The organism is Streptomyces sp. NPDC093600 (assembly GCF_044764755.1).
In the GTDB taxonomy this organism is placed as follows: Bacteria; Actinomycetota; Actinomycetes; order Streptomycetales; family Streptomycetaceae; genus Streptomyces.
Map to the genome: position 1 here is coordinate 652,457 of NZ_JBIWIU010000001.1, position 26,040 is coordinate 678,496.

Here is a 26,040-nt window from a genome sequence, read left to right on the forward strand (position 1 = left end):
GTACACGCACGAAGAGCGGCGGCCCCCTCACTCCGAGGGGGCCGCCGCTCTCGTCACCGTACGTCGACGGGTTCGTCCGCGCCCCAGCTGGCGAGCAGCCGCAGCGCGTCCGCCGACGCGGACCCCGGCTCCGCCTGATAGGTCACCAGCACCAGGTCCGGGTCGCCGCCGGACACCTTCAACGTCTCGTAGCCCAGCGTCATCTCGCCGACCAGCGGATGGCGCAGCCGCTTCGTCCCGTGCCCCTTGTCCGTGACCGTGTGCGCCGCCCACAGCGAGCGGAAATCCTCGCTCTTCACCGACAGCTCGCCGACCAGCGCGAGCAGCGCCGGATCGTCCGGGTAGCAGCCCGCGTACAGCCGCAGCACGCTCACCACCTCGGTCGCCTTGCACTCCCAGTCGAGATAGAGGTCGCGCGCGTGGGGCCCCAGGAACACGAGCCGCGCCATGTTCCGCTCCTCCGGCTCCATCGCCGCGAAGTCGCCGAGCAGCGCCCGCGCCATCCGGTTCCAGGCCAGGATGTCCAGCCGGCGGCCGATCACGAACGCCGGGATCCCGTCCAGCGACTCCAGCAGATGCCGCAGCCCCGGCCGCACCTGCTGCGGCCTCGTGATCGCCGCCCGCTGCCGCTTCTTCACGGTCGGCTTGGCCAGATGCGTCAGATGCGCCCGCTCGGTGTCGTTCAGCCGCAGCGCCCGCGCGATCGAGTCCAGCACCTCCATGGACACATTGCGGCCGTTTCCCTGCTCGAGCCGGGTGTAGTACGCCACGGACACCCCGGCCAGCTGGGCCAGCTCCTCCCGGCGCAGCCCGGGAACGCGGCGGTGGCGCCCGAACTCGGGCAGGCCCACGTCCTCGGGCTTCAGCCGCGCCCGGCGCGAGCGCAGGAATTCGCTGAGTTCGGCACTGAGATCCATACGACCCAAGTATCCGGGTCGTACGACGCGGGCGGAAAGCCGTTCCTGTCCCTGCCAGTGGTAGGCACGCTGGACGTAGGCAGAACAGGGCCCTGGGTACATCTCGCCCGCTCGGGCAGGCTGGGCGCCATGACCACGAACGTTTCCGCTTACGCCGCACCCGCCGCCAACGCCCCGCTGGAGCGCACCACCGTGCCGCGCCGCCAGGTCGGCGAGCACGACGTCCTCATCGAGATCAAGTACGCCGGTATCTGCCACTCCGACATCCACCAGGCCCGTGACGGCTGGGGCGAGGGCATCTTCCCGATGGTGCCGGGCCACGAGATCGCCGGAATCGTCACCGAGGTCGGCACCGGGGTGAGCAGGTACGCCGTCGGCGACCGGGTGGGCGTCGGCTGCTTCGTCGACTCCTGCCGGGAGTGCGCGTACTGCCGCCAGGGCCTGGAGCAGTACTGCGTCAAGGGCGGCACCGGCACGTACAACGCGCTCGACAAGAACGGCGAGCCGACCTACGGCGGCTACTCCACCCACATCGTCGTCGACGAGAACTACGTCCTGCGGATCCCGGAGGGCCTCTCCCTCGATGTCGCCGCCCCGCTGCTCTGCGCCGGCATCACCCTCTACTCGCCGCTGGCCCACTGGAACGCCGGCCCCGGCAAGAAGGTCGCGATCGTCGGCCTCGGCGGCCTCGGCCACATGGGCGTCAAGATCGCCCACGCGCTGGGCGCCGAGGTGACCGTGCTCAGCCAGTCGCTGAAGAAGCAGGAGGACGGCCTCAAGCTCGGCGCCGACCACTACCACGCCACCAGCGACCCGGCGACCTTCGAGATGCTCGCCGGCACCTTCGACCTGATCATCTCCACGGTCTCGGCCCCGCTGGACTTCGGCGCCTATCTGAGCCTGCTCAGGACGGACGGCGCCCTCATCAACGTCGGCGCCCCCGAGGAGCCGATCGCCCTCAACCTCTTCTCCCTCATCGGCGGCCGCAAGACACTGGCCGGCTCGATGATCGGCGGCATCGCCGAGACCCAGGAGATGCTCGACTTCTGCGCGGAGCACGGCCTCGGCGCGGAGATCGAGGTCATCCGCGCCGACCAGATCAACGAGGCGTACGAGCGGGTGCTCGCGAGCGACGTGCGCTACCGCTTCGTGATCGACGCGTCGACGATCTGACCCGTGAGGGCCCTGCGCCCTGAACACCTGAGCGGCTGAACGCCTGAGCCCCGGGGCATGACGTGCGGGGTAATCGACCCCGTACGGCATGCCCCGGCACTCTTGCGTCATGACCGCTTACGCCATCGGAAACCTGCGCCCCGGCCCCGTCCCCGCCGACGAGGTCCTCACCTACATCGAGCGCATCCAGGCCACGCTGGACCCCTTCGGCGGCCGCTTCCTCGTCCACGGCGCGCCCAGGCGCGAGGTCCGCGAGGGCGCGTGGCCGTGCGCGCTCGTGATCATCGGCTTCCCGTCCTTCGACCAGGCCCGCGACTGGTACGACTCCGCCGCCTACCAGGAGCTGATACCGCTGCGGACCCGGCACATGGACGGCGACATCCTCCTGATCGACGGCGTCGGACCCGACTACGACCCGGCGGCGACGGCGGCCCTGATGCGGGCAGCGCGGGCCGACGCCTCAGGAGGCCCGGCCTGAGCGCAGGTCGAGCCGCCCGCCGCCGAAACCGGCGCGGAAGCGGCGGTCGTGGGAGACCGCGACCACCGCGCCCTCGAACACGGCGAGCGCCGCCTCCAGGTCCTCCACCAGGCTGAGCGCCACATGGTTGGTCGGCTCGTCCAGGACGAGTAGATCGGCCGGCCGGGTCACCAGCCGGGCCAGTTCGAGGCGGCGCCGCTGGCCCACCGAGAGCGCGGCCACCGGTACGCGCAGGTCCTCCTCCCGGAACAGCCCGAGGGCGAGCAGTTCGTCCGCGTGCTCCTCGGGAGGGCCGGGGCGGCCCGCCGCGTACACCGTGAGCAGCGGCTCGCGGGACGGTACGGCGGGCAGCTCCTGGGGCAGATAGCCGACCCGGGCCTGCCGGGCGACCGTCCCGCTGTCGGGCACCAGGTCACCGGCGAGGACACGCAACAGGGTCGTCTTCCCGGCGCCGTTGGGACCGGAGACCAGAAGCCGGTCCGTCGCCCCGATCCGGAGCCGGTCGAGACGCAGCCGGTCGCCGACGACGATGTCGGACAGCTCGGCGAGAACACGGTGCGTGGTGGTGCCGGTGGTGCCGGTTCCGGTGGTGGTGCCGGCCGGGCCCGGGCCGGTGCCGGTCGTGCCCGGTCCCGCGTCGGCCGTCACCGCCGGGGCGGGCCGCGCCGTGGTGATCCTCGCCGTGAACCGCAAGGGCTCCGGCGGCGCCGGGACCGGCTCCCGGCGCAGTCGGTCGAGCCGCTGGCGGGCCGCCCTGACCTGCCCCGACAGCTTGTTCTCGTGCGAGCGGCGGTGCTTGCCGAAGCCCTGCCGGGGGTCCCTGCCGGAGACCGCGAGCCGCTGCTCGGCCGCGGCCACCAGCTCCTCCGTACGGGCCAGCTCCTCCCGCCACTCCTCGTATTCCTGAGCCCGGCGGTGGCGGGCAGCGGCCTTCGCCGCGCGGTAGCCGGACCAGCCGTCGCCGTACCGGGTGACCGCGCGGGTGTCGCGGTCGACCTCCAGGATCGCCGTCGCCATCCCCTCCAGGAACGCCCGGTCGTGGGTGACCGCCACCACCGTCCCCCGGTGGGACCGCAGCCGCTCCTCCAACCAGCGGGTGGCGGCCCGGTCGAGATGGTTCGTCGGCTCGTCGAGCAGCAGCAGCTCGGCCCCCGAGGCGAGCACACAGGCGAGGGCGAGCCTCGACTGCTCACCGCCGGAGAGCGTGCCGATCCGGCGGTCGTACGACACATGGCCGAGACCGAGCCCGTGCAGGGCGGCGCCGACCCGGGCGTCGGCCTGGTAGCCGCCGCGCTCCTCGTACCGGGCCGACAGCTCGCCGTAGGCGGCGAGTTCAGCGGGGGTCGCGGAGCCGAGCAGCTCCTCGGCCGCGCGCAGCTCCCGCTCCATCGCGCGCAGATCGGCGAGGGCCGCGTCGACGGTGTCCCGCACGGTCTGCTCGGGGCCGACGCCGAACGTCTCGGCGAGCGTCTGGGCGAGATGGCCGGTGCCGCAGGGGAAGCGGACGGTGAGCTGCCCGGTGTCGGGGGCCTCCGCACCGGCGATCAGCCGGAGCAGGGTGGACTTGCCGGAGCCGTTCTCCCCGATGACGGCGGCCTTCTCGCCGGGGCGGACGGTGAGGGAGACCTGGTCGAGGACGGAGCGGTCCCCGTACGACTTGGAGACATGACTGAGCGTGAGCTGGGCGCGGTCGCGCATGGTTCTTTCCCTGAGAGCTGGGTTCCTTCGGGCCGGTCGGGAAGGGGACACCGGCGACCGCCACCGCCGCGCCGTGCGACGCGATCAGCGGGTCGAGCCGTGTCCACGGCCGGAATCAGAGAAAGAAGTAGTACGCACCCATGGGCTCGAGTGTAGGCGGCCGGCCGGACGACGACGAGGTGAATATCGTCCGGCGGCCGCGCTCGGGCGGGGGTCCCGGCCCCGGGAACGTCACCGGGGCCGGGATCACGCCGCTGGGGCGGGCGGACTACTCCGCCGTCGCCACGCCGATCGGGCAGGAGACGCCCGTACCGCCGATGCCGCAGTAGCCGGCCGGGTTCTTGTCCAGGTACTGCTGGTGGTACGCCTCCGCCGGGTAGAAGGCGCGGCCTTCGGCGGGGAGGATCTCGGTGGTGATGGTGCCGTGGCCGGAGCCGGTCAGGACCTTCTGGTACGCGGCGCGGGAGGACTCGGCCGCCTCGGCCTGGGCGGGGGAGTGGGTGTAGATCGCCGAGCGGTACTGGGTGCCGACGTCGTTGCCCTGGCGGAAGCCCTGGGTCGGGTCGTGGGACTCCCAGAAGAGCTTGAGCAGCCGCTCGTACGAGACGATCCGCGGGTCGAAGACGACCCGGACGGCCTCGGTGTGGCCGGTGAGGCCCGAGCAGACCTCTTCGTAGACCGGGTTCGGGGTCAGACCGCCCTGGTAGCCGACGAGGGTCGTCCAGACGCCCTCGGTCTGCCAGAACTTGCGCTCGGCCCCCCAGAAGCAGCCGAGCCCGAAGTCAGCGATCTCAAGACCCTCGGGGTACGGCCCGAGCAGCGGGTTGCCGAGGACCGTGTGACGCTCCGGCACGGCGAACTCGGGCTCCGGGCGCCCCTTGAGCGCCTGCTCGGGGGTGGGGAGGACGGGGGTGCGTGACAGGAACATGCGGCATCTCCTCGACGGTGGGCGTTACCCACAACACCCGGGGCCCGGGAGGGATTCCCCGCCGGGCCCCGGGGCGCCCGGCGGTTCCGGCGATCAGGAACCCGACCCGTTGGCCACGCACTCGTCCCGCATCCGGCAGAACTCCTCCGCCGCGTTGCCCCGGTAGCGCCAGGGCAGGAAGGCGCCCGCGTGGCCGTCCACGTGGCGGAACTGTTCGAGCGCCTCGTCCCACCGCTCCTGGAGGTAGAGGTAGTACGCCAGCAGATGGCGCACCTCCGGAAGCCGGGGGTGGTTCGGATCGGCGGAGGCCACGTCGGCGAGCACCGCGTCGACCGTCGCGAACATCTCGGGGGTGCGGTCCACGTCGGCCGAGTCGGAGTCGTCGTGCTCGAAGTGCGCGATCAGCGGGAACACCGACATCAACGTCCCGGCCGGGGCCTCGGCCGCGGCCCGTACGGCGAACGCCCGGGCGAGTTCCTCGGACCCGCGCCACTTCGCGCACCAGTACTGCAGTGCCGAGAAGGTGCCCTCGTAGTGGTGCGGCGCGCGGCTGGTGATCTCCTTCCAGAGGAGGCGCATCTCCTCGTGCGGAAGGCCGAGACCGATCGCCGTCCAGACGGCTCCGACGTGCGGAACCGGGTCGTCGTCCGGTGCGAGGGCCACGGCGCGCGCGTGCTCGTCGCGTGAGCGGAGCAGGGTGCGGCGGAAGCCCTCGAACTGCTCCTGCGTGGTGTACCGCGCGCGCTTGTCCCCCCGTATGTTCCAGGCCAGGAACACGGTGCTGCGCGCCCGCAGCAGGGCCGCCGCCGGATCGTCAGGGCTGGCGGCCTCCCACGACAGCAGCCAGGCGTCGTCGTCGGCGGCCAGATCGGCCAGCCGTTCGCAGAAGTGCGCGCGGAGCTCCCAGTCGCGCTTCTCCGCCGTCTCGTCGAGGAGATCGGCGGCGGGCTGCCAGTCGCCGGCCTTGGCCGCCGCCAGGGCCAGCGTGAGGGCCGGCCGCAGCGGCGCCGCGAGTTCGGTGTTCTGGCGCTCGGCGGGGAGCAGCCCCAGCGCGGCGACGCGCGCGGCCGTCTCCTCGGCGGCGGCCTCGGCCTCCGGGTCCGAGCGCAGGCCCTCGATGGTGCCCTGGACGATGGCCTTGAGGAAGTACAGCCCGAGGGCCAGCACGCCCAGGACGAGGGGGGTCAGGACGACCCAGAGGATGATCACAATGACGACCTCGGTGAGTGGTTCGAGGGACGGGTTCAGGGGGTGTGCAGAAGGAGCCGGAGGGGGCCGGTGTCCGGGCGGTCCGCGACCGCCGCGTCCAGGGCCTCCGGGAGTTCGTCCTCGTAGCCGGGCGGGAGGCGCAGGGTCGCCGACTCCACCCAGGACAGCTGCCAGCGCGCCCGGCCGTCCTCGGTGAGAGCGGTCGTCACCAGCCGCGACAGCCCCTGGCGCAGCACCGGCCGGGCGAACTCGCGGGCGGCACGGCCGGTCGCGGAGGCGGCCTCCTCGGACTTCGGCAGCCGGTCGGTGATCTGCCAGGCCTTGCCGGCGTCGATCGCGTCGAGCAGGGCCGGGAGCGACGCGCTCCCCGTGACCTCGCCGGTCGCCTTCAGCAGCGGCTCCGCCTGCCGGGCCGCGTGCGCGGTCATCGACGTGTGGACGAGGTCCGGCCACTCCACGCGGCGCATCCGCAGCGCCTCCGGGGTCAGGGTGGTGCCCTCGACGGCCGTCAGGGAGACCTCGGCCGAGGCGAGCAGACCGAGCGCGGGCAGGGCCGGCTCCGAGGCGCGCCCGTCGTCGGGCAGGGCCTCGATCCGGGCGACCCGCTCGGCCATCGCCGGGTGGGAGTCGTATGGCGAGGCGGGCTCGGTCGGCAGTTCGCGGCGCAGCTCGTCCAGCTCCTCCCGCCGGGCGGCCAGCAGATGCCGTACGCCGCCGATCACCTCACCGCGCGGCGGCAGCATCCCGAACTCGGCGCCCAGGGTGGCGTACGCGTTGAGGTAGAAGCCGTGCGCGGCGTCCAGGACGGGGATCTCGCGCAGCGCGGACGCCGTGGCGTCCCGGCCGGCGATCCGGGCGGCCGCCAGGTCGGCGGCGAGCTCCTGACGGCGCGAACCGGCCAGCGTGGCCCGCATGTAGAAGTGCGCGTACGCGGTGTAGATCTTCGCCATCGTGCGGTAGGTGATGCCCGCGCCGGTCGTGTCGACCTCCTTGGCCGCCTCGCCCCGGGCGAGGCGCTTCGCGGCCTTCCTCTCCTGCCGCGCCCGCTCCTTGGCGACCTTGCCGCCGGCCTTCTCCTCGAAGTGAGCGATGGTCCGGAGGACCTGGACGCGACCGCGCTCGGTGATGCCGGTGAGGCGGGTGTCGGCGTTGCCGTAGTGCCCGAGCTCATGGGCGAGGACGGCCCGCAGCTGGGCCTCGCTCAGCCCGGCCATCAGGGGCAGCCCGAGGTACAGGCGCCGCCTGCCGCCGAGCAGGCCGAGGAGGCGGGACTCCTCGCTGACGGCGGCGTTCATGTCGGCGGTCAGCCGGATCTCGTCGGGAGCCCGGGTGCCGACGCGCTCGGCCAGCTCCCGCACGGTCCGCCACAGCCGCGGCTCGTCGGACTCGCTGACGGGGACGCCCGCGGTGCCCTCGTCCTTCGGCGTCCGCAGCATGAACATGCCGCGGACGATCGGGATCGCCAGGACCGCGGTGACGACGTAGAGCTTGAGGTAGACGCTGCCGGGCGTCCAGAGCGTGGCGGCCCAGTCGATCGCGCCGAGCAGCGCGAGCATGAGCACGCCGAGCAGATGGAAACCGGCGAGCAGTACGAGTGCGCGCAGAGCGCGCAGAGAAGCGCCCATCGGGCAGAGTCCCCCCACGGGAAAGGTGTGATCGGCTGAGCTGTGGGGGGAAGCGGAGTATCGCCCATCAGGCACGATGCCGTCCACAGGGATCCGGAGCGACCTCCGTGACCGTACGAGGACGGAGGGCCGGCGGGACGGTGTCGAACGGCTACCGCGGCAGCGTCGCCGGGCTGCCGCCGTTCGCCTCGTAGCCCGCCACCGCCAGGTTGCGGTAGACGGTGTACTCCGCCGCCGGGTCGCCGTTCATCGTCCACGGCAGGGCGCCGACATGGCCGTCCACGTGCACCAGCTGGTGCATCGCCTCGGACCAGCGCTCCGCGCGGACCAGGAAGAAGACGAGGAGGTGGCGGACGTGGGCGAGCATCGGGTCGTCGGGGCGGGCCGAGTGGACCGCGTACAGCGCGCCCTCGATCGCCCTGCTCACCACGGCGGAGCCGTAGAAGTCCCGTACCAGCGCCACCTCGGGCAGATGCTCGTACACCGCGAACAGCGGCAGCGCGGCGAGCAGCGAGCCCCGCGGAGCGCGGGCCGCGGCCGCCGTCGCGAAGCGGTCGGCGTCCTCGCGCGAGCCGTGCCACTTCTCGCACCAGTAGTGCAGGGCCGCCAGATGCGCGCCCATGTGATGCGGCGCCCGGTCGATGATCTTCGCCCAGACCTGGTCGAACTCCTCGTGGCTGTAGCCCAGTCCCCGCGCGACCGCGAGCTGCGTGATGTACGGGACGGGGTCGCCCGGAGCCAGCAGCGCCGCCTCCTCGCTCACCTTGCGGGCCTCTTCGAGGATGATCCGGAAGTCGTCCGTGCCGGCCGCGGAGGACCGCCACGCCTGCTGCACCAGGAACTCGGCGTGCACCGCCGCGCCGCCCGCGTCCTTGGGCGACTCCGAGCGCCAGGCGCGCAGCCACGCCCCGCCCGCTCCCGGCCGCTGCTGCAGCTCCAGGGAGGCCGCGCCCGCGAACGCCTGGACGCGCTGCCAGCGGACCTCGCCCTCCTTGTCCGTGCCGGCGAGCAGCTGCGAGGCAGCCCGCCAGTCCTGGGTCGCCTGCACCACGTCGAGGACGTCGACCAGATCGCGGTCCGGCCCCGGCATCCGTACGTCCTGCTCCTCCTGGCGCAGGAAGCCGTACGCCTCCGGGTCGGCGGCGTCGGGCGAACCGGGCGCGACCTGCTGGATGCCGCCACCGCCCCGACGGCGGCGGACGTACGGAGCGACGACCGCGAACAGCAGGCCCATCGCGAGCAGGAACCAGAGAATCTCCATGCGCCCATTGTCCCGTACGCCCGTGAGACACCGGCTGAGACGGTGGGCGGCGGCGGACGGCTGTCCGGACTACGCTCCTGACTCATGAGCGACCAGCACTCCCACCAGAGCTTCGAGACCCGCGCGATCCACGCGGGCAACACCGCCGACCCGCTGACCGGCGCGGTCGTCCCGCCCATCTACCAGGTGTCCACCTACAAGCAGGACGGCGTGGGCGGGCTGCGCGGCGGTTACGAGTACAGCCGCAGCGCCAACCCCACCCGTACCGCCCTCGAGGAGAACCTCGCGGCTCTGGAGGGCGGCCGCCGCGGCCTCGCCTTCGCCTCCGGGCTCGCCGCCGAGGACTGCCTGCTGCGCACGCTGCTGGCCCCCGGCGACCACGTGGTCATCCCCAACGACGCCTACGGCGGCACCTTCCGGCTCTTCGCCAAGGTCGTCGAGCGCTGGGGCGTCGACTTCTCGGTCGCCGACACCTCCGACCTCGCCTCGGTGCGGGGAGCGGTCAACGACCGTACGAAGGTGATCTGGGTCGAGACCCCGTCGAACCCGCTGCTCGGCATCACCGACATCGCGGCGGTCGCGGACGTGGCCCGCACGGCCGGCGCGAAGCTGGTCGTCGACAACACCTTCGCCTCCCCGTATCTGCAGCAGCCGCTGGCCCTCGGCGCGGACGTCGTGGTGCACTCGCTCACCAAGTACATGGGCGGCCACTCGGACGTCGTCGGCGGTGCGCTGGTGACGGCCGACGAGGCGCTCGGCGAGGAGCTGGCGTACCACCAGAACGCGATGGGCGCGATCGCCGGTCCGTTCGACTCGTGGATCGTGCTGCGCGGCATCAAGACGCTCGCCGTCCGGATGGACCGGCACAGCGAGAACGCCGGCAAGATCGCCGAGATGCTCACCCAGCACCCCAAGGTCACCAAGGTGCTCTACCCGGGTCTCCCGGAGCACCCGGGCCACGAGATCGCCGCGAAGCAGATGCGGGCGTTCGGCGGAATGATCTCGTTCCAGGTGGTGGGCGGCGAGGAGGCGGCCGTCGAGGTCTGCAACCGGGCGCGGCTGTTCACGCTCGGCGAGTCCCTGGGCGGCGTCGAGTCGCTGATCGAGCACCCCGGCCGGATGACGCACGCCAGCGTCGCCGGCTCGGCCCTGGAGGTCCCGGCGGACCTGGTGCGCCTCTCCGTGGGCATCGAGAACGCCGACGACCTGCTCGCGGACCTGCGCCAGGCGCTCGGTTAGTCGGTACGCCGGTCCGTACGCCGTTCCGGACCTGTGTACGCCTGCATGTACGTCGTCGGGCCGGGCGCTCCCGTCGGGGCGCCCGGTCACGGCTCAGGCGTGGACCTTCTCGTCCTCCAGCGATTCGCGGACCATCGCGCGCAGCTCGGGGCTGTCCGTGTGACCGTGCACGGAGACGGCGTGCTCGGCCGCGGCCCGTACGACTTCCTCTTCCTCACCGATGATCGTGAGCGTGCAGTTCATGACGCTGGGCGTCTTGCGGCAGTCGGCGACTTTCCTGGTCATGAGGGTCTCCTCGGTGTCGGACCGCGTGTTGCACCTTCCACGCTAGTCCCCCTGTCACCAGCCTTCGAGGGGCGGCGTGGTGCCGGCCGGCGGGACCGCCCACGGCTCCGCCACCGACGCCCACACCGTGAACGCGATCACGGCCGCCGCCAGCAGCGCCCACAGGATCCGGCGCACCATCCGGCCCCGGTGCAGCAGACGGGTGCCGCGCTCGACCGCCCGTGCCGCCAGGTCGCGCGGGACCTGCGGATGCGGGGATTCGAGCATGCGCCGGACCCGGTCCTCCGGTCGCTCGGGCCGGATCATGAGGCCGCCTTCCTCGGCGGAGCGCCGGCCCGCCTGTCGCTCAGGGCGGAGACGGCGCGGGCGCAGATCGCCCGGACCCGCTCCTCGGGCAGTCCGAGGAGCGCCGCCGCCTGTTCCTCGGCCACCCCCTCGTACAGCCGCAGCACGACGACGAGACGTTCCTGCGGAGTGAGTACGGCGAGGATGCCGCCGCCCCGGGCGCGATGGTGGCGCCAGGCGGCGCGGGCGAAGCGGGCGGCGAGGTCGGCACGGGTGACGTCGTACGGATCCTCCCCCCGCAGCCGGTCCCAGTGGGCGTAGGTGTGGGCGAGGGAGGCGGTCAACAGCGCCTGGGCGCGCGGGTTGCGGGCCCGGGTCTCGGCGGTGAGCAGGGTCGCCGCATGCAGCAGCCGCCCCGCCGCGCCCGCCACGAATCCCTCGAACTGCCGGGTGCGGCGGCGCTCTTCACCGCCCGGACCGTCCCGCCGATCTCGCACGTCCTCATATGAGGACAGCCCGGGCCCCGGGTCAAGAGGTCGGGGAGGACTCCGCTTCCGGGTGGGCGGGAAGACCCGTCTGGCGGGCGGACAGAGCCGAGTTGAAACGGGTGAGCAGGGTGCAGAACGACTCGCGCTCGGCCGGGGTCCAGCCCTCCGTCACCTCGGCCATCAGCTGCCGGCGCGAGGAACGGACCTCCTCCAGGCGGGCCAGACCGCGGGGGGAGAGCTGGAGCACGACCGCCCGCCCGTCCTCCGGGTGCGAGGTGCGTTTGACCAGGCCCGTGTCGACGAGCGGGGCGACCTGGCGGGTGACGGTGGACGAGTCGATGCCCATGCCCGCCGCGAGCGCCTTGACGCCCATCGGGCCCTCCTGGTCCAGCCGGTTGAGGAGCAGGTACGCGGCGCGGTCCATGGAGTTGCGGAGCTGGCCGGTGCCGCCGAGGCGGGTCTGTTCGGCCCGGCGGGCGAAGACGGCCACCTGGTGCTGGAGGGCATCGAGGAGACCGGGGTCGAGCTCAGTCGTCATGTCCTGAGATGTGGGCATGGCTGTGGGGGGCTCTCTCGTGCGGTGGTCGGTTGGTGGGGGACAGAGTACGCGGAGCGGCGTGAGTCCGTACCGGCGCTGCGCAAACCCGATGCGGCCCCGCTCCCCGGGCGGCCATGGGGCCCGTGAGCTGCGAGACTTGCTGTCATGAGCTTCCGTACGCCACACCCCTTGCATCCCCTGATCCTCGACGATGTGCGCGGGGCGCAGAAGATGCTCTCGGGGGTGGCCAGGGTGACGGCGATGGAGGGCAGCCGCTATCTGTCCTCGCTGGTGGGGGCGCCGGTCCACTTCAAGTGCGAGAACCTCCAACGCACGGGTTCGTTCAAGCTGCGGGGGGCGTACGTACGGATCTCGGGTCTGCGCCCCGAGCAGCGGGCGGCCGGGGTGGTCGCCGCCTCGGCGGGGAACCACGCGCAGGGCGTCGCGCTCGCCTCCGCCCTCCTCGGCGTCCACGCGACGGTCTTCATGCCGGTCGGGGCCCCGCTGCCGAAGGTCGCCGCGACCCGGGAGTACGGCGCCGACGTGCGGCTGCACGGCCATGTCGTGGACGAGACGCTGGCGGCGGCGGAGCAGTACGCGGCGGAGACCGGCGCGGTCTTCATCCACCCCTTCGACCACCCGGACATCATCGCCGGCCAGGGCACGGTCGGCCTGGAGATCCTGGAGCAGTGCCCGGAGGTCCGCACGATCCTGGTCGGGGTCGGCGGCGGCGGGCTGGTGGCCGGCGTCGGGCTCGCGGTGAAGTCGGTGCGCCCCGATGTGAAGGTCATCGGTGTCCAGGCGGAGGGCGCGGCCGCCTACCCGCCCTCGCTGGCCGCGGGGCACCCGGTCGCGATCGACGCGCCGGTGACGATGGCGGACGGCATCAAGGTGGGGCGGCCCGGCGACGTACCGTTCGCGATCATCCAGGAGTACGTCGACGAGATCCGTACGGTCTCGGAGGACGCGCTCTCCACGGCGCTGCTGCTCTGCCTGGAGCGGGCGAAGCTGGTGGTCGAACCGGCGGGCGCGAGCCCGGTGGCGGCGCTGCTGAGCGACCCGAAGGCGTTCCAGGGGCCGGTGGTGGCCGTGCTGTCCGGCGGGAACGTGGATCCGCTCCTGATGCAGCGGATCCTGCGCCACGGCATGGCGGCGGGCGGCCGCTATCTGAGCCTGCGGCTGCGGGTGACGGACCGGCCGGGGGCGCTGGCGACGTTGCTCGCCGTGCTGACGGTGGTCGACGCGAACGTCCTGGACGTGAGCCATGTGCGGACCGATCCGCGGCTGGGGCTCACGGAGGCGGAGGTCGAGCTGCACCTGGAGACGAAGGGCCCGGAGCACTGCGAGGAGGTCGCGACGGCGCTGCGGGAGGCGGGGTACACGGTGATCGGCTAGAGGTGGCGGCCGCAGGCGTCGGGCGGAAGAGGCAACGGCGTGGCGCGGGAGACCGGAGAGGTCTCCCGCGCCCTTTTCGTCCGCTCGTACGCCCAGGGGTTGTGTATCGCGATGTATCGCGTTAGCGTGTGGTCGCGGTCACAAATTCAGTGGGCGGTAGCCGCCCTTCAAACCTAAGCTCGCGTGAAACGCCCATATCCCTGGGAGAAACCACATGCCAGGCGCGATCTACGCCGAAGGACTGGTGAAGACCTTCGGCGACGTACGAGCTCTGGACGGAGTGGACCTCGACGTACCCGAGGGCACGGTCCTGGGCCTGCTCGGCCCGAACGGCGCGGGGAAGACGACCACCGTCCGCGTCCTGACGACACTGCTCCAGCCGGACAGCGGAAGGGCGGTCGTCGCCGGAATCGACGTCCTCAAGCACCCCAACGAGGTGCGCCGATCGATAGGCCTCTCCGGCCAGTTCGCCGCCGTCGACGAGTATCTGACGGGACGTGAGAACCTTCAGATGGTGGGCCGGCTCTACCAGATGAACGCCAAGCGGGCGAAGGCCCGGGCGGGCGAACTCCTGGAGCGCTTCAACCTCGCCGACGCGGCCGACCGCCCCGCCAAGACCTACTCCGGCGGCATGCGCCGCCGCCTCGACCTCGCCGCCGCCCTCGTCGTCTCACCGCCGGTGATGTTCATGGACGAGCCGACCACCGGCCTCGACCCCCGCAACCGGCAGGCGCTGTGGGAAGTCATCCAGGAGCTGGTCGCGGGCGGTACGACCCTGCTCCTGACGACCCAGTATCTGGAGGAGGCCGACCACCTCGCCCACGACATCTGCGTCGTCGACCACGGCAAGGTCATCGCGCGCGGCACCTCCGACCAGCTCAAGGCCCAGACGGGCGGCGAGCGCGTCGAGGTCGTCGTCCACGAACGCGCGATGATCGGCCCCGCCCGCGACGTGCTCGCCCGCTACGGCCTGGCCGGCATCGGCCACGGCGAGGTCGCGGTCGAGGAACACACCCGCAAGCTGACCGTCCCCGTCACCGGCGGCGCCAAGCTGCTCGCCGAGGTCATCCGCGATCTCGACACCCGGGGCGTCGAGATCGACGACATCGGACTGCGGCGGCCCACCCTCGACGACGTCTTCATCTCCCTGACCGGCCACGCGGCCGAACTGGCGGAAGAGGAGAACGGCGAGGCGCCGCAGGACGCCAAGGGCCGCGCCAAGAGCCGGAAGGAGGCGGCCAAGTGACCGCAGTGACGCAGACCCCGCAGCTCAAGGGCCCGAGGCCGCGCGGCGGAGTGGCCCAGTCGATCAGCGACTCCTTGGTCGTCGCGCAGCGCAACCTGATCCGGATGACCCGGATCCCCGAGATGATCATCTTCGGGCTGATCCAGCCGATCATGTTCGTGGTGCTGTTCAGCTATGTCTTCGGCGGCTCGATCAGCGTCGGCGGCAGCACCTCGCCCGCCGCCTACCGCGAGTTCCTGATGGCGGGCATCTTCGCCCAGACGGTCACCTTCGCCACGGCCGGCGCGGGCGCGGGCATCGCCGACGACATGCACAAGGGCCTCATCGACCGCTTCCGCTCCCTGCCGATGGCGCGCGGCGCGGTCCTGACCGGCCGCACCCTGGCCGACCTGGTGCAGACCGCCCTCACGATCGTGGTCCTCGCGGTCGTCGCACTCCTGGTGGGCTGGCGCACGCACGAGAACCTGGGCAAGGTCCTGGGAGGCTTCGCCCTCCTGCTCCTCCTCGGCTACGCCTTCTCGTGGATCGGCGCCCTGATCGGCCTCTCGGTACGGACCCCGGAGGCGGCCACGTCCGGCGGCCTGATCTGGCTCTTCCCGCTGACGTTCATCTCCAACGCCTTCGTGCCGTCGAACAACATGCCGACCTTCCTACGGCACATCGCGGAGTGGAACCCGTTCAGCGCCACCGTCCAGGCGGCCCGCGAACTCTTCGGCAACCTCCCACCGGGCTACCGCGCGCCGGACGCGTGGCCGATGCAGCACCCGGTGTGGGCCTCGATCATCTGGTCGGTCCTGATCATCCTGGTGTTCCGCACCCTCGCCGTACGGAAGTACCGCTCGGCGACCGCCTGAACCAGGGCGGACAGCGGAGGGCCGGACCCCGTGGGGTCCGGCCCTCCGCTTCGAAGAAGGCGTCAGCCGGTGTACGGCTTGGCGCTCAGGATCTTCACCGTGGCCTTCTTGCCGTTCGGCAGTTCGTACTCGGCGTCCTCGCCGGCCTTCTTGCCGTTGACGCCCACGCCGAGCGGCGACTGCGGCGAGTACGTCTCGATGTCACTGCTCGCGTACTCGCGGGAGGCGAGCAGGAAGGTCATCGTGTCGTCCTCGTCACCGTCGAAGGCGATCGTGACGACCATGCCGGGCGCGACGACACCCTCGTCGGCCTGAGCCTCGCCCACCTTGGCGTGCTCCAGGAGCTGGGTGAGCTGGCGCACCCGAAGCTCCTGCTTGCCCTGCTCCTCCTTGGCCGCGTGATACCCGCCGTTCTCGCGCAGGTCGCCCTCCTCGCGCGCCGCGGCGATCTTGGCGGCGATCTCGGTTCGCGCGGGACCAGACAGGTACTCCAGCTCGGCCTTGAGCTGGTTGTACGCCTCCTGGGTGAGCCAGGTGACGTTGTCGCTGGTCTGGGTCACAGGTGCTCCTCGTAGGTACTGGGAATACAAAGCATCGCCCTACCCGGAAGGATTTCCCTCCTGAGTGGGCGAAACCACGAGCCTAACAATTAGTGGCGGAAAGGGGGAGGACCTCAACCACAGGATGCCGTCGCCCCAGGTCAGCGGGTGGACGCGGTCCGACTCGCCGAGGAGTCCCTACCCACTGCTACCGGGCGCTACACCCGACGAGCTCGGCGCTGGTCGCGCGCGCGGTGGTGCGGATCGTCCAGACGCGGTCGATCCGGTCGCCCGCCTCCTCGACGCGGACGTCCTTGCGGCCGACCTCCGCCCCGTCCTCGGCGCGCGAACGCAGCGTGCAGACGCCCTGGACGCCGGTGTCCTTGCGGACCTCCAGATGCACCTGGACCTCGCTGTCGCTGACGACGTCGAACTTGATCATCTCGGCGCTGATCTTGTTGTCGGCGACGTAGTACCAGCCGAACCAGCCCAGCAGACCGAGGAAGAGCACACCGAGAACAGCGCCGGCGACCTTCAGCGTACGGTCGGCGCGCTCGTCCGCGGAGCGGCCGTAGCGCCCCTCGGGCAGCTGCTCTCGCACCGCGCTCATGGTCTTTCCTCTCGACGCCCGGGCACCCGGAATTTTCCGCCCCCCGGTTCCGTCACTATAGAGACCTCCCTCCGCGACGAATCACCGAGGACCGAGTCTTGACTGAGCAGCTGCGACTGATGGCCGTTCACGCCCACCCCGACGACGAGTCGAGCAAGGGCGCGGCGACGATGGCCAAGTATGTGTCCGAGGGGGTGGACGTCCTTGTGGTCACGTGCACGGGCGGCGAGCGCGGCTCCATCCTCAACCCCAAGCTCCAGGGCGACGCCTACATCGAGGCGAACATCCACGAGGTGCGCCGCAAGGAGATGGACGAGGCCCGCGAGATCCTCGGCGTGAAGCAGGAGTGGCTGGGCTTCGTCGACTCCGGCCTGCCGGAGGGCGACCCGCTGCCGCCGCTGCCCGAGGGCTGCTTCGCCCTGCAGGACGTCGACACGGCGGCCGGCGCGCTGGTCCGCAAGATCCGTTCCTTCCGTCCCCAGGTCATCACGACCTACGACGAGAACGGCGGATACCCCCACCCCGACCACATCATGACCCACAAGATCACGATGGTCGCCTTCGACGGCGCCGCGGACACCGAGAAGTACCCGGAGGCGGAGTTCGGCCCGGCCTTCCAGCCGCAGAAGCTCTACTACAACCAGGGCTTCAACCGCCCCCGCACGCTCGCCCTGCACCAGGCGCTGCTCGACCGGGGCCTGGAGTCCCCGTACGGCGAGTGGCTGGAGCGCTGGAAGGAGTTCCAGCCCGCCGAGCGCACGCTGACCACCTCCGTGCCCTGCGCGGACTTCTTCGAGACCCGCGACAAGGCCCTGGTCGCCCACCGCACGCAGATCGACCCGGACGGCGGCTGGTTCCGCGTGCCCATGGAGATCCAGAAGGAGGTCTGGCCGACGGAGGAGTACGAGCTCAGCAAGTCGCTGGTCGATACCTCCCTCCCCGAGAGCGACCTCTTCGCGGGCATCCGCGACAATGCCTGATATGAGCGCACACCTGGCACTGACCCACCTTGTCCCCCTGGCCGCCCAGGAGCTGGACAAGAACAAGGTGACCCCCGGCGTCCTCGGCTTCGTCGTCTTCGCCGTGATGGCCGCCGCCGTCTGGATGCTGATGAAGTCGATGAACCGCCACATGGGCAAGGTCACCTTCGAGGAGGCCCCGGACCCGGCCGCCGCCGCACCGAAGCCGGCGAAGGCCGCCACGCGGGAGTAGCGGGACCGTCGCACCCCTGACGCGAGGCCCCGGAACCGCCCGGGGCCCGCTCGGGGGCGCCCCCGTCACGTCGCCACCACCGGCACCCCCATCACCTCCCGGGCGTGCCGGTTCGGCACCATGCCCAGGCCCCAGGCCTGCCAGCCCTCCGCCGACCGGACGCCCCGCTCCAGGACCAGGCCGTACGCCTCCGCGCAGTCCTCCAGCTTGCCGTCGCGGGTCGCGTGCCGGTCCTCGACCAGCCGGGCCAGCTCCTCCCGCGCCGCCGCCGTACCGGCCTCCACACCGCCGGGGAAGGCGTACGGAAGCAGCGTGCAGCGCAGGAAGCGCGCCCAGTCCGCGCCCCGGCGGTCGTCGTACGAGAGGAACAGCCGGGCCGCCTCCTCGCACAGCTCCAGCGCCTGCGCGGCCCTGTTGTTCCCGGCGTCGACGATCGCCAGCTCCAGGCAGGTCCACGCCTCGCCGTGGGCCACCCCGATCCGGTGGAAGTCGGCCCGGGCGTCGACAAGCAGCTGCCGGGCGAAACCGGAGTTGCGCAGATTGCCGGTCCGGGCCGCGCGCTGGTCCCGGGTCACCCGGCCCGAGTGGTGCCGCGCGCACGCCAGCCCGTACACGTCCCGCATCCGCGAGAACATCGTGCGCGCCCGCTCCAGCTCCCGCACCGCCTGGTCCAGATCGCCGGACTCCTCCAGCGCGTGCCCCAGGTAGTACAGCGTCCACGCCTCACCCCGGGCGTCCTCCTGCTCCCGGTGGCGGGAGAGCGCCTCGCGCAGCCCGTCGACCGCGGCGGCGTCCCCCTCGACGAGCCGGGCGCGCGCCAGCTGGGTCATCGCCCACGCCTGCCCCCGCCCGTCGTGGGTGCGTCCGTACTGGTCGAGGGCCTGCCGCAGCGCCGTCTCCGCGCCCCGCGCGTCGCCCATGCGCAGACGGACCTGCCCGAGCTGGAAATGCGCCCACGCCTCGCCGTGCAGCGACTCGTTCTCCCGGTGCAGCGCGAGCGCACGGTCCAGCAGGGACAGCGCCTCCGCCAGCCGGCCCCGGTCCCGCTCCACCGCCGCGAGGGCGTGCAGCGTCCAGCCCCGGTCGGCGGCCAGCGGCTCCGGTTCCTGCAGCACGAGGGCCTCGCGCAGCCTCGCCGACGCCTCCGGCAGATTGCCCTGGTGGTGCAGGGTGATCCCGAGCGAGCAGAGCGCGAGCGCCGCACCCGCGTCCTGATGCGCCTCCTGATAGAGGGAGACCACCGACGTCAGCGTGGTGCGCGCCTTGTCCAGCTCACCGAGCTGCCGGGCCGCGATACCGGTCCGCCACTGCACGGACCGGGACAGCAATCCCTGCCCGACGGCGTCGGTCAGCTCGTTGATCTCCCCGAGCCGGTACAGGTCCCCGCGCAACAGGCAGTAGTCGCAGAGCGCGCCGAGCAGATTCAGTACGGCCTGCTGATCGACGCCCTCGGCGTGCCGCAGCGCCGCCGTGATGAAGCTCGACTCCTCGTCCAGCCAGCGCAGGGCCGCGTCCAGCGAACCGAAGCCGTGCCCGCCGAACCGGTCGGCGCGTGTCGACATCTTCCCGTCGACCATCCGGATCACCGCGTCCGCCAGCTCCGCGTAGTTCCGGATCAGCCGCTCCTGCGCCGCCGCGACCTCCGCCGCGTCCTCCTCCTCGGCCAGCCGGACGGCGGCGAAACCGCGCACGGAGTCGTGCAGCCGGTACCGCTCCCTGCCCCCGCCCTGCGCCGTGGCGGGACCCCCGCGGACATGGTCCAGGAGACCGGCCCGCGACAGCTCCCGCAGCAGCCGGGCCCCGTCCTGCCCCTTCCCGCCGAGCAGCGCGGCGGCCGCCGCCGCCCCCAGGGAGGCCCGCCCGGCCAGCGAGAGCCGGCGCAGCAGCCGCCGCCCGTCCTCGTCGAGATCGGCGGAGTACCGTACGGACAAGGCCCGTTCGAGGGGATCGGAGCTCCCGGCCTCGGCCAGCAGACCCGCCAGATCGCTCATCGAACGGCGCCCGAGCAGCGAGCCCGCCACCCGCAGCGCCAGCGGAAGCCCGCCGCACAGCTCCCGGATCCGGTCGAAGGCGTCGGAGTCGTACGGCCCCGGGTCGGGCGCCTCCGCCGCCTCCCGCAGCAGCTCCTCCGCGCCCGCCGCGTCCAGGGCGGTCACCGGCAGCTGGTGCACGGCTGCCGGCACGTCGGCCCCCAGGTCCAGCGGCTCCCGGCAGGTGACCAGGACCAGACTGTCCGAGCGCTCCGGCAGCAGCGTCCGCACCTGCTCCGCGTCCACCGCGTCGTCGAGCACCACCGTCACCGGCAGCCCCGTCAGATGCTGGTGGTACAACTCCGCCAGGCGGCGAACCTGCTGCTCCGGCGACGACCGCTCCCGGAACAGCAGCTGCTCGCGCGGCGCGCCCAGCCGGTTCAGCAGGTGCAGCAGCGCCTCACGCGTCGACAGCGGCTTCTCGCCCCGTGTCCCGCCACCCCGCAGATCCACCACGCACGCCCCGCGGAAGTGGTCCTTCAGCGCATGCGCCGCCCGTACGGCGAGCGTCGTGCGCCCGGCGCCGGGATCGCCGTGCAGCACCACGACCGTCGGCCGGGTCGCCGTCGACGCCCGCCCGGCCTGAACCCACCGGGTGATCCGCGCCAGTTCGGCCCGCCGCCCCGCGAACGGCCCGGCTGGATCGGGGAGATGACCGAAGGACTGCTCCAGTACGGTCCGGCGCCGGGCCGCCGCGCTGCGGTCCACGCCGCGCAACTGGGCCACCACCTTCCGCGGCGGCTCCTTCGCGCCCGCGAGCAGGACCCGCTGCTGGTCCAGGAACGGTCGCACGCCCCGTACCTCCAGAGCCGTCAGCCACCGCAGCCGAAGCTGCTCCGGCCCGCCCGGCCGGCTCAGCGCGCCGGCCCTGCGGTGCGCGGCCGGCCAGTGGGAGGCGGTCACCTTCAGGACGGTCGCCGCCGCACCCGCCACCGCCACGACGGCACCGGCGCCCAGCGCCGTACCCGCCGCCGTGCCCAGCGCCAGGTCCGCGCCGATCGCGGCGGCCGCCGCCACGGCGGTGACCAGCGCCGGGGTGCCCACCGCCGGCCCGCTGAACGCCTCGGACAGCGACCGCCGGCCGGCCTCCGCCTCCTCCACCGCCCGCAGATAGGCCGCGTACTCCTCGGCGGCGGTCGCCGCCATCGTGTCCAGCGCGGCCCGGCCGCGCGCCAGCAGCGCCGTGGAGTCGGAGCGGCCGCCGGAGCGCCGCACCTCCTCCTCCACGAGCCGTGCCAACAACCCCTCGGCCTCGTCCCGGTGGCTGTCCCGCATGTGCGTCCCCCTCCACAAGCCCCAACTGCCGGGAACAAGTGTCCTGCGCAAGGCCCGCCGACGCGAGGGAGCGGGACCGACGACCGCGCCCCGACCAGGCCCGCCCACGGGAACGGCCCGGACCGAACGGGTGACCGTCGACCTCACGTCCGATGGCGTTCATCTGCCGAATAGCGCGTCCGGGTGAGCCGCCGGAACCAATCCACATTCCCGCAGTTGATCAGGACGCTTCGGTAACGGAGCATTCCAGGGCCCTCCAGCTCAAGAAGGAAATCTCGTGATCAAGAAGGTTCTTGCCACTGCGGCAGTTGCGGCCTCCGTCGTCGGTATGTCGGCTGCCACGGCGTCCGCGGCGGGTGACGACGGTGCCAACAGCGCCAACATCATCGGCAACCAGTCGAAGCAGGCCATCGGCAGCAACGCCACCGGCGGCTACATGAGCCCCAACTTCGGCCTCGTCAACGGTGGCGTCCTGCACTGCTTCGATGTCCAGGACATCACTGCTCAGGTCCCGGTCATCAACCTCGTTCCCATCAACGTGGACGACGTCCTGAGCCCGAAGCAGAACATGACGTGCACCCAGAACTCGGTGCAGGGGCAGAACAACAACCCGCTGTCGGACCTCATCGACGTCCTGTCCGAGAACGCGAACACCGACGCCTCCTGACGTCCACTTCGCCGCTGAGCGGCCCCGCCCCTCGCAGATCCGCTGCGAGGGGCGGGGCCGCTCGCCGTGTCGGGCGACCCGCGCGCACTCAACTCCGGTGCCGGCCGGCGGCGAGGGACGCGTTGGAGTAGGCCCGGTCGCCGGTGATGTCCCGGCCCGCCCAGGGCGGCGTGGGCGGAGGCGAGTCCGGGTCGCCCGTCCACTCGATCTCGGCCACCGTGAGGCCCGCGTGGGCGTCCGTGTACTCGTCGACGACCCAGCCGTCCGGGAGTGAGTGCCGTTGTTTCGCGAGCACCCGACCGCCGCAGAGGGCGAGGAGCTCCAGCGCGTCCGCCACGGGGACGGGGTACTCGTACTCGGCGCGGGCCGGGCCCGACCGGCGGCCCTTGACCGTCAGGAAGGCAGCGGTGTCGTCGACGACCCGGACCCGCACCTCGCGGGCCGGGTCCGTGGAGAGGTAGCCCTGGCGCAGCGTGTGCGTGGCGCGGACCAGGTCGCGCCACCGGGGGTCGTCCGCGCGAACGAGGTACTTGCGCTCGGTCTCCGTAGGCATCGTCCAAGGCTCCTTCATGTGGTGCCGAGCATCAGCGCGATGCCCGTGACCATCAGGGTCGCGGCGGCGATGCGCGCGCCGCCGAAGCGCTCCTTGAAGAGGAACGCGGCGATCGCGGCTCCGGCGATCACACTGAACTCGCGGAGCACGGCGACGGGCGCGAGCGGCGCCCGGGTCTGCGCCCAGAGCACCAGGCCGTACGAGAGGACCGAGAGCACGCCCCCGGCGAGGCCCGGCAGGAGCACCGGGCGCAGCCTCGGGAGCAGGGCGCCGCGCTGTGTCACCGCCGCGTACGCGGGGATCGCCAGGCCGTCGAGGACCATCAGCCAGGCGATGTAGCCGAGGGCCGCGCCGGCCTCGCGGACCCCGAGGCCGTCCACGACCGTGTACACGGCGATCATGAGGCCCGTGGCCGCGGACATCGCCACGGCCGGACCGCTGGGCCGGCCCGTCCGGTCGCGGACGCCCCACAGCGCCAGACCGACGATCCCGGCCGTCGCGGCGGCCACGCCGGCCGCGGTCGCTCCTCCCAGGTGCTCGCCCAGCGCGAAGACGGCGAACAGGGTGACCAGCAGGGGCGCGACCCCCCGTGCGATCGGGTACACCTGGCCGAAGTCGCCCAGCCGGAAGGAGCGCATCAGCGCCACCTGGTAACCGATGTGCAGCAGGATCGAGGCGATGAGGTACGGCCAGGCGGCCGGTGCGGGGAGCGGCACCAGGCACGCCAGGACGGCGCCGCACAGGGTGCGTCCGGCTCCGACCAGGCTGAGGCAGGCCAGCTCGTCCTTGATGCGATGGGTGATCGCGTTCCAGCTCGCGTGGGTCACCGCGGCGAACAGCACCACTCCGACGACGAGCGGGGTCACGGCCCCACCGGGTTCGCCGCGGTGTGCGGCCCGCCGCCCGAGGCCAGCTCCGCCAGCACCGCCCCACGGACGGACGCGTCGAGCATGTCGGCGTTGGCCCGGTAGCAGCGGGCGCCCTCGACCAGGGCGGTCAGCTGGTCCCGCATCGCGGCGAGGGAGCCGGTGAACGCGTCCAGGTCGCCGCCGTGGTGGGCCAGCAGGTCGTCCTTCAGGCCGTAGTTGACGACTCCGTCCGCGAACAGCCCCAGGAAAAGACCCGCCTGCTCCGCGGTGATCCTCTCGAACCCGCGGGGGCGCTCGGGCGAGAAGTCGGTGATCACGATGTTGCGGACGAGCCCCCGGTCCGCGGGCTCACCGGGGAACAGGAGCTCCGGCGCGGCCACGAAGTCCCCGCTCTCCAGATGCGGGGTCAGCCCGTGCCCGTCGATGAGCTCCTCGAACTGCGGGGCCCGCCGGACCCGTACCGCGGAGGGCACCGCGTGCGCCTCCCCGTCGCGCACCAGGACGTGCGTGTTGGTCAGGAACCGCGCCCCGTCCAGGCAGGCCTGGGTGAGGAACACCGTCTTGCCTCCGGCGTTGGGGCCGACCAGGAGCGTGGCGCCGCCGTCGTCGAAGGTGAAACCGCCCGCCTTCAGATGCAGATACCCGTGGTCGACGGCGAAGTCGGTGAGGATCCGCTTGACGAAGTACGGCCAGACCGTGCGCTCCAGGCGCCGGCCGAAGACGTACGAGCGCCCCGGCTCGGTGACGAGGTACGCCGGGTCGCCGAAGATGTGGTTGAGGTAGTAGCCGGAGCGGAAGCGCTTGGCCCGCAGAGTGCGGTCGCTCAGCGCGCGCAGCACCTCCGTGTCGTACGGGTCCCGGTCCAGGTCGACGCAGACGAGTTCGTGGTCCGGCGCGGTTCCGGCGGGCGCGTCGCGGGAGAAGTACGCGTAGGCGTCGAAGTGCTCGAGGTTGCTGGAGATCCGTACCGTGAGCAGATTGAGGTCCACGAGCCTGGAGGAGCGGACCGGCAGCGCGCCCAGGCCGGCGGGGCCGGCGACCGGGCCGGTGCCGGTCGCGGTGCCGGTCACTCCGCCACCAGGGTGCCGACGGCGGCGGTGATCCGGTCCACCGAGGAGAAGGTCTCGCGGGTGAGCAGGTCGTCGGGGAACTCGATGTCGAACTCGTCCTCCAGGGCGACCAGCAGACTCACGCTCAGCAGCGAGTCCATGCCCGCCTCCCACAGGTCGGTGCCGGGGCCGACGAGGGAGGCGTCGACGGAGCCGCCCAGGACCGAGAGCAGGACCTTCCGGACCCGCTCCGCCGGCCCGGACGTGGTCACGGCGGTGTCTTCCATGGTGCGCATGCTCCTATCCGTGGGGAGGGGTGTCAGGCGGTCGCGGCGGCGCGGAAGCGCTCGACCAGCTGCTGGGGGGTCCACTCCACGCGCTTGCCGGCGTGCGCGCCGCGCGGGGCGCACTCGATGTGCAGCAGGGAGAGGACGCCCGGCTCGGGGTGTACGGCGGCGAGCTCCTCGGCCGACGAGACGGTGTGCGCGGCGGGGTAGCCGGCGGCGAGCGCCATGCCGGCCGGGTCGGCGATACGCACCGGCCGCTGGCCGCCGGTGCTCTCGTGCACGCCGTTGTCGAGGACGATGTGCACCAGGTCGGGCGCGTGTTCGGCGATCATCGGCAGCGCGCCGGGGTTCATGGCGAAGGAACCGTCGCCGTCGAGGACGACGACATGGCGGTCCGGCCGGGCCAGCGCCACGCCGAGGCCGACGGGGGCGGCCATTCCCATGGACCCGACCAGGTAGAAGTTCTCGGGCCGGTCGACGGTGTTGTAGAGGTCGCGGGTGATGAACCCGCAGGTGGACACGTACAGGGAGGTGGGGAACTTCTCGGTGATCGCGCGGATCGCGTCCTGGATGCCGAACACGTTCAGATGCCTTCCTTGACGATGAGGACGGGAGTGGTACGTCCGTCCTCGGCGGCCGCCAGGCAGCGCTCGACGGAGGCGTAGGGGTCGTTCGGGTCGAAGACGGTGTGGCGCAGGCCGAACACGTCCAGCAGGTTGAGCAGTTCGCGGCCGATGATGTCGTGCTCGACCGCGTCGTTCCCGTCGTGGCCACGCCAGCTGACGATCAGCGGGACGTGCAGGTCGTAGATGAGGTTGAGCGAGGTGAGAACGTTCAGGCAGTAGCCCAGGCCCGAGTTCTGCATGAGGACGACGGGCTTGGCGCCGGCCGCCGAGAGGCCCGAGGCGACGCCGAGCGCCGAGTCCTCGCGGGGCGCGGGCAGGTAGGCGACTCCCTCGACGGGTCCGGCCCCGGACTCCAGCACCCGGAAGACGCCCTTGAGGAGCGAGCAGGGGACACCGGTGAAGTGGGTGAACCCGTGGTCCACGAAGGCTCGGACGAGTGTCTCCGCGGCGGTCTCGCGGCCCGCGGTGGCGGCCGGCGGGGATGCGGTGAGGGTCTGGGCGTGGGTCATGGGGAGGGGAACTCTCTTCCGGAGTGCGGGGTGTCACGCGATCGGAGGGGTGGGGGGGGGGGGGGCGGGGGGGGGGGGCGGCCCCCCCCCCCCCCCCCGGCGGGGGGGGGGGGGGGGGGGGGGGGGGGGGGGCGGCGCCCCGGCCCCCCCCCCCCCCGCCCCCCCCCCCGCGCCCGCCCCCCCCCGGCAAGGGCC

The 26,040-nt window shown here is 72.4% G+C and carries 28 protein-coding genes; 9 read left to right on the forward strand and 19 right to left on the reverse strand.

Annotated elements, in window-relative coordinates:
* Positions 1-53: 53 nt before the first annotated feature.
* Entirely contained in the window at positions 54-917 is an 864-nt protein-coding gene (locus ACIRB4_RS03250) for a helix-turn-helix domain-containing protein (RefSeq protein ID WP_403288107.1), read from the reverse strand.
* A gap of 129 nt (positions 918-1,046) precedes the next feature.
* Here ACIRB4_RS03250 and ACIRB4_RS03255 point away from each other — a divergent pair, with 129 nt between their 5' ends.
* Positions 1,047-2,090, forward strand: a complete 1,044-nt coding sequence (locus ACIRB4_RS03255; protein ID WP_403288108.1) for an NAD(P)-dependent alcohol dehydrogenase — start codon at positions 1,047-1,049, stop codon at positions 2,088-2,090.
* Positions 2,091-2,199: 109 nt separating this feature from the next.
* Complete coding sequence (locus ACIRB4_RS03260; RefSeq protein WP_403288109.1) at positions 2,200-2,568, forward strand: DUF1330 domain-containing protein; 369 nt, start codon at positions 2,200-2,202, stop codon at positions 2,566-2,568.
* Here ACIRB4_RS03260 and ACIRB4_RS03265 read toward each other — a convergent pair.
* The 5 genes from ACIRB4_RS03265 to ACIRB4_RS03285 all read right to left on the reverse strand — a co-directional run bounded on the left by ACIRB4_RS03265 (position 2,551) and on the right by ACIRB4_RS03285 (position 9,289).
* On the reverse strand, positions 2,551-4,266 hold the full coding sequence (locus ACIRB4_RS03265) for an ABC-F family ATP-binding cassette domain-containing protein (RefSeq protein ID WP_403288110.1): 1,716 nt from the start codon (positions 4,264-4,266) through the stop codon (positions 2,551-2,553). The genes ACIRB4_RS03260 and ACIRB4_RS03265 overlap by 18 nt on opposite strands.
* Positions 4,267-4,534: 268 nt before the next feature.
* A complete protein-coding gene (msrA, locus tag ACIRB4_RS03270) occupies positions 4,535-5,194 on the reverse strand; it encodes a peptide-methionine (S)-S-oxide reductase MsrA (protein ID WP_403288111.1) in 660 nt (219 codons plus the stop codon).
* A gap of 93 nt (positions 5,195-5,287) precedes the next feature.
* The gene (locus ACIRB4_RS03275) at positions 5,288-6,406 is read right to left on the reverse strand and encodes a hypothetical protein (protein WP_403288662.1); all 1,119 of its coding nucleotides are present in this window, start codon (positions 6,404-6,406) and stop codon (positions 5,288-5,290) included.
* Positions 6,407-6,438: 32 nt separating this feature from the next.
* Entirely contained in the window at positions 6,439-8,028 is a 1,590-nt protein-coding gene (locus ACIRB4_RS03280) for a M48 family metalloprotease (RefSeq protein WP_403288112.1), read from the reverse strand.
* A gap of 151 nt (positions 8,029-8,179) precedes the next feature.
* Positions 8,180-9,289 (reverse strand): hypothetical protein, encoded by a 1,110-nt coding sequence (locus ACIRB4_RS03285; RefSeq protein ID WP_403288114.1) that lies wholly within the window; start codon positions 9,287-9,289, stop codon positions 8,180-8,182.
* A gap of 84 nt (positions 9,290-9,373) precedes the next feature.
* Here ACIRB4_RS03285 and ACIRB4_RS03290 point away from each other — a divergent pair, with 84 nt between their 5' ends.
* Positions 9,374-10,528 carry a cystathionine gamma-synthase gene (locus ACIRB4_RS03290; RefSeq protein ID WP_403288115.1) on the forward strand — a complete coding sequence of 385 codons (1,155 nt, stop codon included), beginning with the start codon at positions 9,374-9,376 and terminating at the stop codon, positions 10,526-10,528.
* A gap of 93 nt (positions 10,529-10,621) precedes the next feature.
* On the opposite strand, the gene ACIRB4_RS03295 is transcribed toward ACIRB4_RS03290, so the two are convergent.
* Genes ACIRB4_RS03295 through ACIRB4_RS03310 form a run of 4 tightly spaced genes read right to left on the reverse strand, consistent with a single transcriptional unit; the run spans position 10,622 to position 12,142 of the window.
* Positions 10,622-10,813 (reverse strand): DUF1059 domain-containing protein, encoded by a 192-nt coding sequence (locus ACIRB4_RS03295; protein ID WP_403288116.1) that lies wholly within the window; start codon positions 10,811-10,813, stop codon positions 10,622-10,624.
* Between the two features lie 54 nt (positions 10,814-10,867).
* Positions 10,868-11,119 (reverse strand): hypothetical protein, encoded by a 252-nt coding sequence (locus ACIRB4_RS03300; RefSeq protein ID WP_403288117.1) that lies wholly within the window; start codon positions 11,117-11,119, stop codon positions 10,868-10,870.
* Positions 11,116-11,595, reverse strand: coding sequence for a sigma factor-like helix-turn-helix DNA-binding protein (locus tag ACIRB4_RS03305; RefSeq protein ID WP_403288118.1), 480 nt, complete (start codon positions 11,593-11,595; stop codon positions 11,116-11,118). The genes ACIRB4_RS03300 and ACIRB4_RS03305 overlap by 4 nt, the downstream gene beginning before the upstream one ends.
* Before the next feature lie 31 nt (positions 11,596-11,626).
* Positions 11,627-12,142 (reverse strand): MarR family winged helix-turn-helix transcriptional regulator, encoded by a 516-nt coding sequence (locus ACIRB4_RS03310; RefSeq protein WP_403288119.1) that lies wholly within the window; start codon positions 12,140-12,142, stop codon positions 11,627-11,629.
* 147 nt (positions 12,143-12,289) lie between these two features.
* Here ACIRB4_RS03310 and ilvA point away from each other — a divergent pair, with 147 nt between their 5' ends.
* The 3 genes from ilvA to ACIRB4_RS03325 all read left to right on the forward strand — a co-directional run bounded on the left by ilvA (position 12,290) and on the right by ACIRB4_RS03325 (position 15,619).
* A complete protein-coding gene (ilvA, locus tag ACIRB4_RS03315; protein ID WP_403288121.1) occupies positions 12,290-13,519 on the forward strand; it encodes a threonine ammonia-lyase in 1,230 nt (409 codons plus the stop codon).
* Positions 13,520-13,733: 214 nt separating this feature from the next.
* Positions 13,734-14,765 carry an ATP-binding cassette domain-containing protein gene (locus ACIRB4_RS03320; protein WP_403288122.1) on the forward strand — a complete coding sequence of 344 codons (1,032 nt, stop codon included), beginning with the start codon at positions 13,734-13,736 and terminating at the stop codon, positions 14,763-14,765.
* The gene (locus tag ACIRB4_RS03325; protein ID WP_403288123.1) at positions 14,762-15,619 is read left to right on the forward strand and encodes an ABC transporter permease; all 858 of its coding nucleotides are present in this window, start codon (positions 14,762-14,764) and stop codon (positions 15,617-15,619) included. Before ACIRB4_RS03320 ends, ACIRB4_RS03325 begins: the two co-directional genes overlap by 4 nt.
* Before the next feature lie 62 nt (positions 15,620-15,681).
* On the opposite strand, the gene greA is transcribed toward ACIRB4_RS03325, so the two are convergent.
* Together greA and ACIRB4_RS03335 are read right to left on the reverse strand one after the other, a co-directional pair.
* Positions 15,682-16,179 (reverse strand): transcription elongation factor GreA, encoded by a 498-nt coding sequence (greA, locus tag ACIRB4_RS03330; protein WP_403288124.1) that lies wholly within the window; start codon positions 16,177-16,179, stop codon positions 15,682-15,684.
* Positions 16,180-16,366: 187 nt separating this feature from the next.
* Positions 16,367-16,768, reverse strand: coding sequence for a DUF4307 domain-containing protein (locus ACIRB4_RS03335; protein WP_403288125.1), 402 nt, complete (start codon positions 16,766-16,768; stop codon positions 16,367-16,369).
* Positions 16,769-16,866: 98 nt separating this feature from the next.
* Between ACIRB4_RS03335 and mca the strand changes: the two genes are divergently transcribed.
* Positions 16,867-17,748 (forward strand): mycothiol conjugate amidase Mca, encoded by an 882-nt coding sequence (gene mca / locus ACIRB4_RS03340; protein ID WP_403288126.1) that lies wholly within the window; start codon positions 16,867-16,869, stop codon positions 17,746-17,748.
* Between the two features lies 1 nt (position 17,749).
* Entirely contained in the window at positions 17,750-17,980 is a 231-nt protein-coding gene (locus tag ACIRB4_RS03345) for a hypothetical protein (RefSeq protein ID WP_403288128.1), read from the forward strand.
* Positions 17,981-18,045: 65 nt separating this feature from the next.
* On the opposite strand, the gene ACIRB4_RS03350 is transcribed toward ACIRB4_RS03345, so the two are convergent.
* Positions 18,046-21,285 carry a tetratricopeptide repeat protein gene (locus ACIRB4_RS03350; protein WP_403288130.1) on the reverse strand — a complete coding sequence of 1,080 codons (3,240 nt, stop codon included), beginning with the start codon at positions 21,283-21,285 and terminating at the stop codon, positions 18,046-18,048.
* Between the two features lie 277 nt (positions 21,286-21,562).
* Here ACIRB4_RS03350 and ACIRB4_RS03355 point away from each other — a divergent pair, with 277 nt between their 5' ends.
* A complete protein-coding gene (locus ACIRB4_RS03355) occupies positions 21,563-21,952 on the forward strand; it encodes a rodlin (RefSeq protein ID WP_403288131.1) in 390 nt (129 codons plus the stop codon).
* A gap of 88 nt (positions 21,953-22,040) precedes the next feature.
* On the opposite strand, the gene ACIRB4_RS03360 is transcribed toward ACIRB4_RS03355, so the two are convergent.
* The 6 genes from ACIRB4_RS03360 to ACIRB4_RS03385 are packed head-to-tail and all read right to left on the reverse strand — an operon-like array spanning position 22,041 to position 25,845.
* Positions 22,041-22,505, reverse strand: a complete 465-nt coding sequence (locus ACIRB4_RS03360) for a CYTH domain-containing protein (RefSeq protein ID WP_403288132.1) — start codon at positions 22,503-22,505, stop codon at positions 22,041-22,043.
* A gap of 14 nt (positions 22,506-22,519) precedes the next feature.
* Entirely contained in the window at positions 22,520-23,371 is an 852-nt protein-coding gene (locus ACIRB4_RS03365) for an EamA family transporter (protein WP_403288133.1), read from the reverse strand.
* A complete protein-coding gene (locus ACIRB4_RS03370; RefSeq protein WP_403288664.1) occupies positions 23,368-24,396 on the reverse strand; it encodes a FomB family phosphonate monophosphate kinase in 1,029 nt (342 codons plus the stop codon). Before ACIRB4_RS03370 ends, ACIRB4_RS03365 begins: the two co-directional genes overlap by 4 nt.
* A 44-nt stretch (positions 24,397-24,440) precedes the next feature.
* Positions 24,441-24,719: an acyl carrier protein gene (locus ACIRB4_RS03375; RefSeq protein ID WP_403288134.1), complete on the reverse strand. Its 279-nt coding sequence runs from the start codon at positions 24,717-24,719 to the stop codon at positions 24,441-24,443.
* A 23-nt stretch (positions 24,720-24,742) separates the two neighbouring features.
* Positions 24,743-25,291: a thiamine pyrophosphate-dependent enzyme gene (locus ACIRB4_RS03380; RefSeq protein ID WP_403288135.1), complete on the reverse strand. Its 549-nt coding sequence runs from the start codon at positions 25,289-25,291 to the stop codon at positions 24,743-24,745.
* A 2-nt stretch (positions 25,292-25,293) separates the two neighbouring features.
* Complete coding sequence (locus ACIRB4_RS03385) at positions 25,294-25,845, reverse strand: thiamine pyrophosphate-binding protein (protein WP_403288136.1); 552 nt, start codon at positions 25,843-25,845, stop codon at positions 25,294-25,296.
* Between the last annotated feature and the right edge of the window lie 195 nt (positions 25,846-26,040).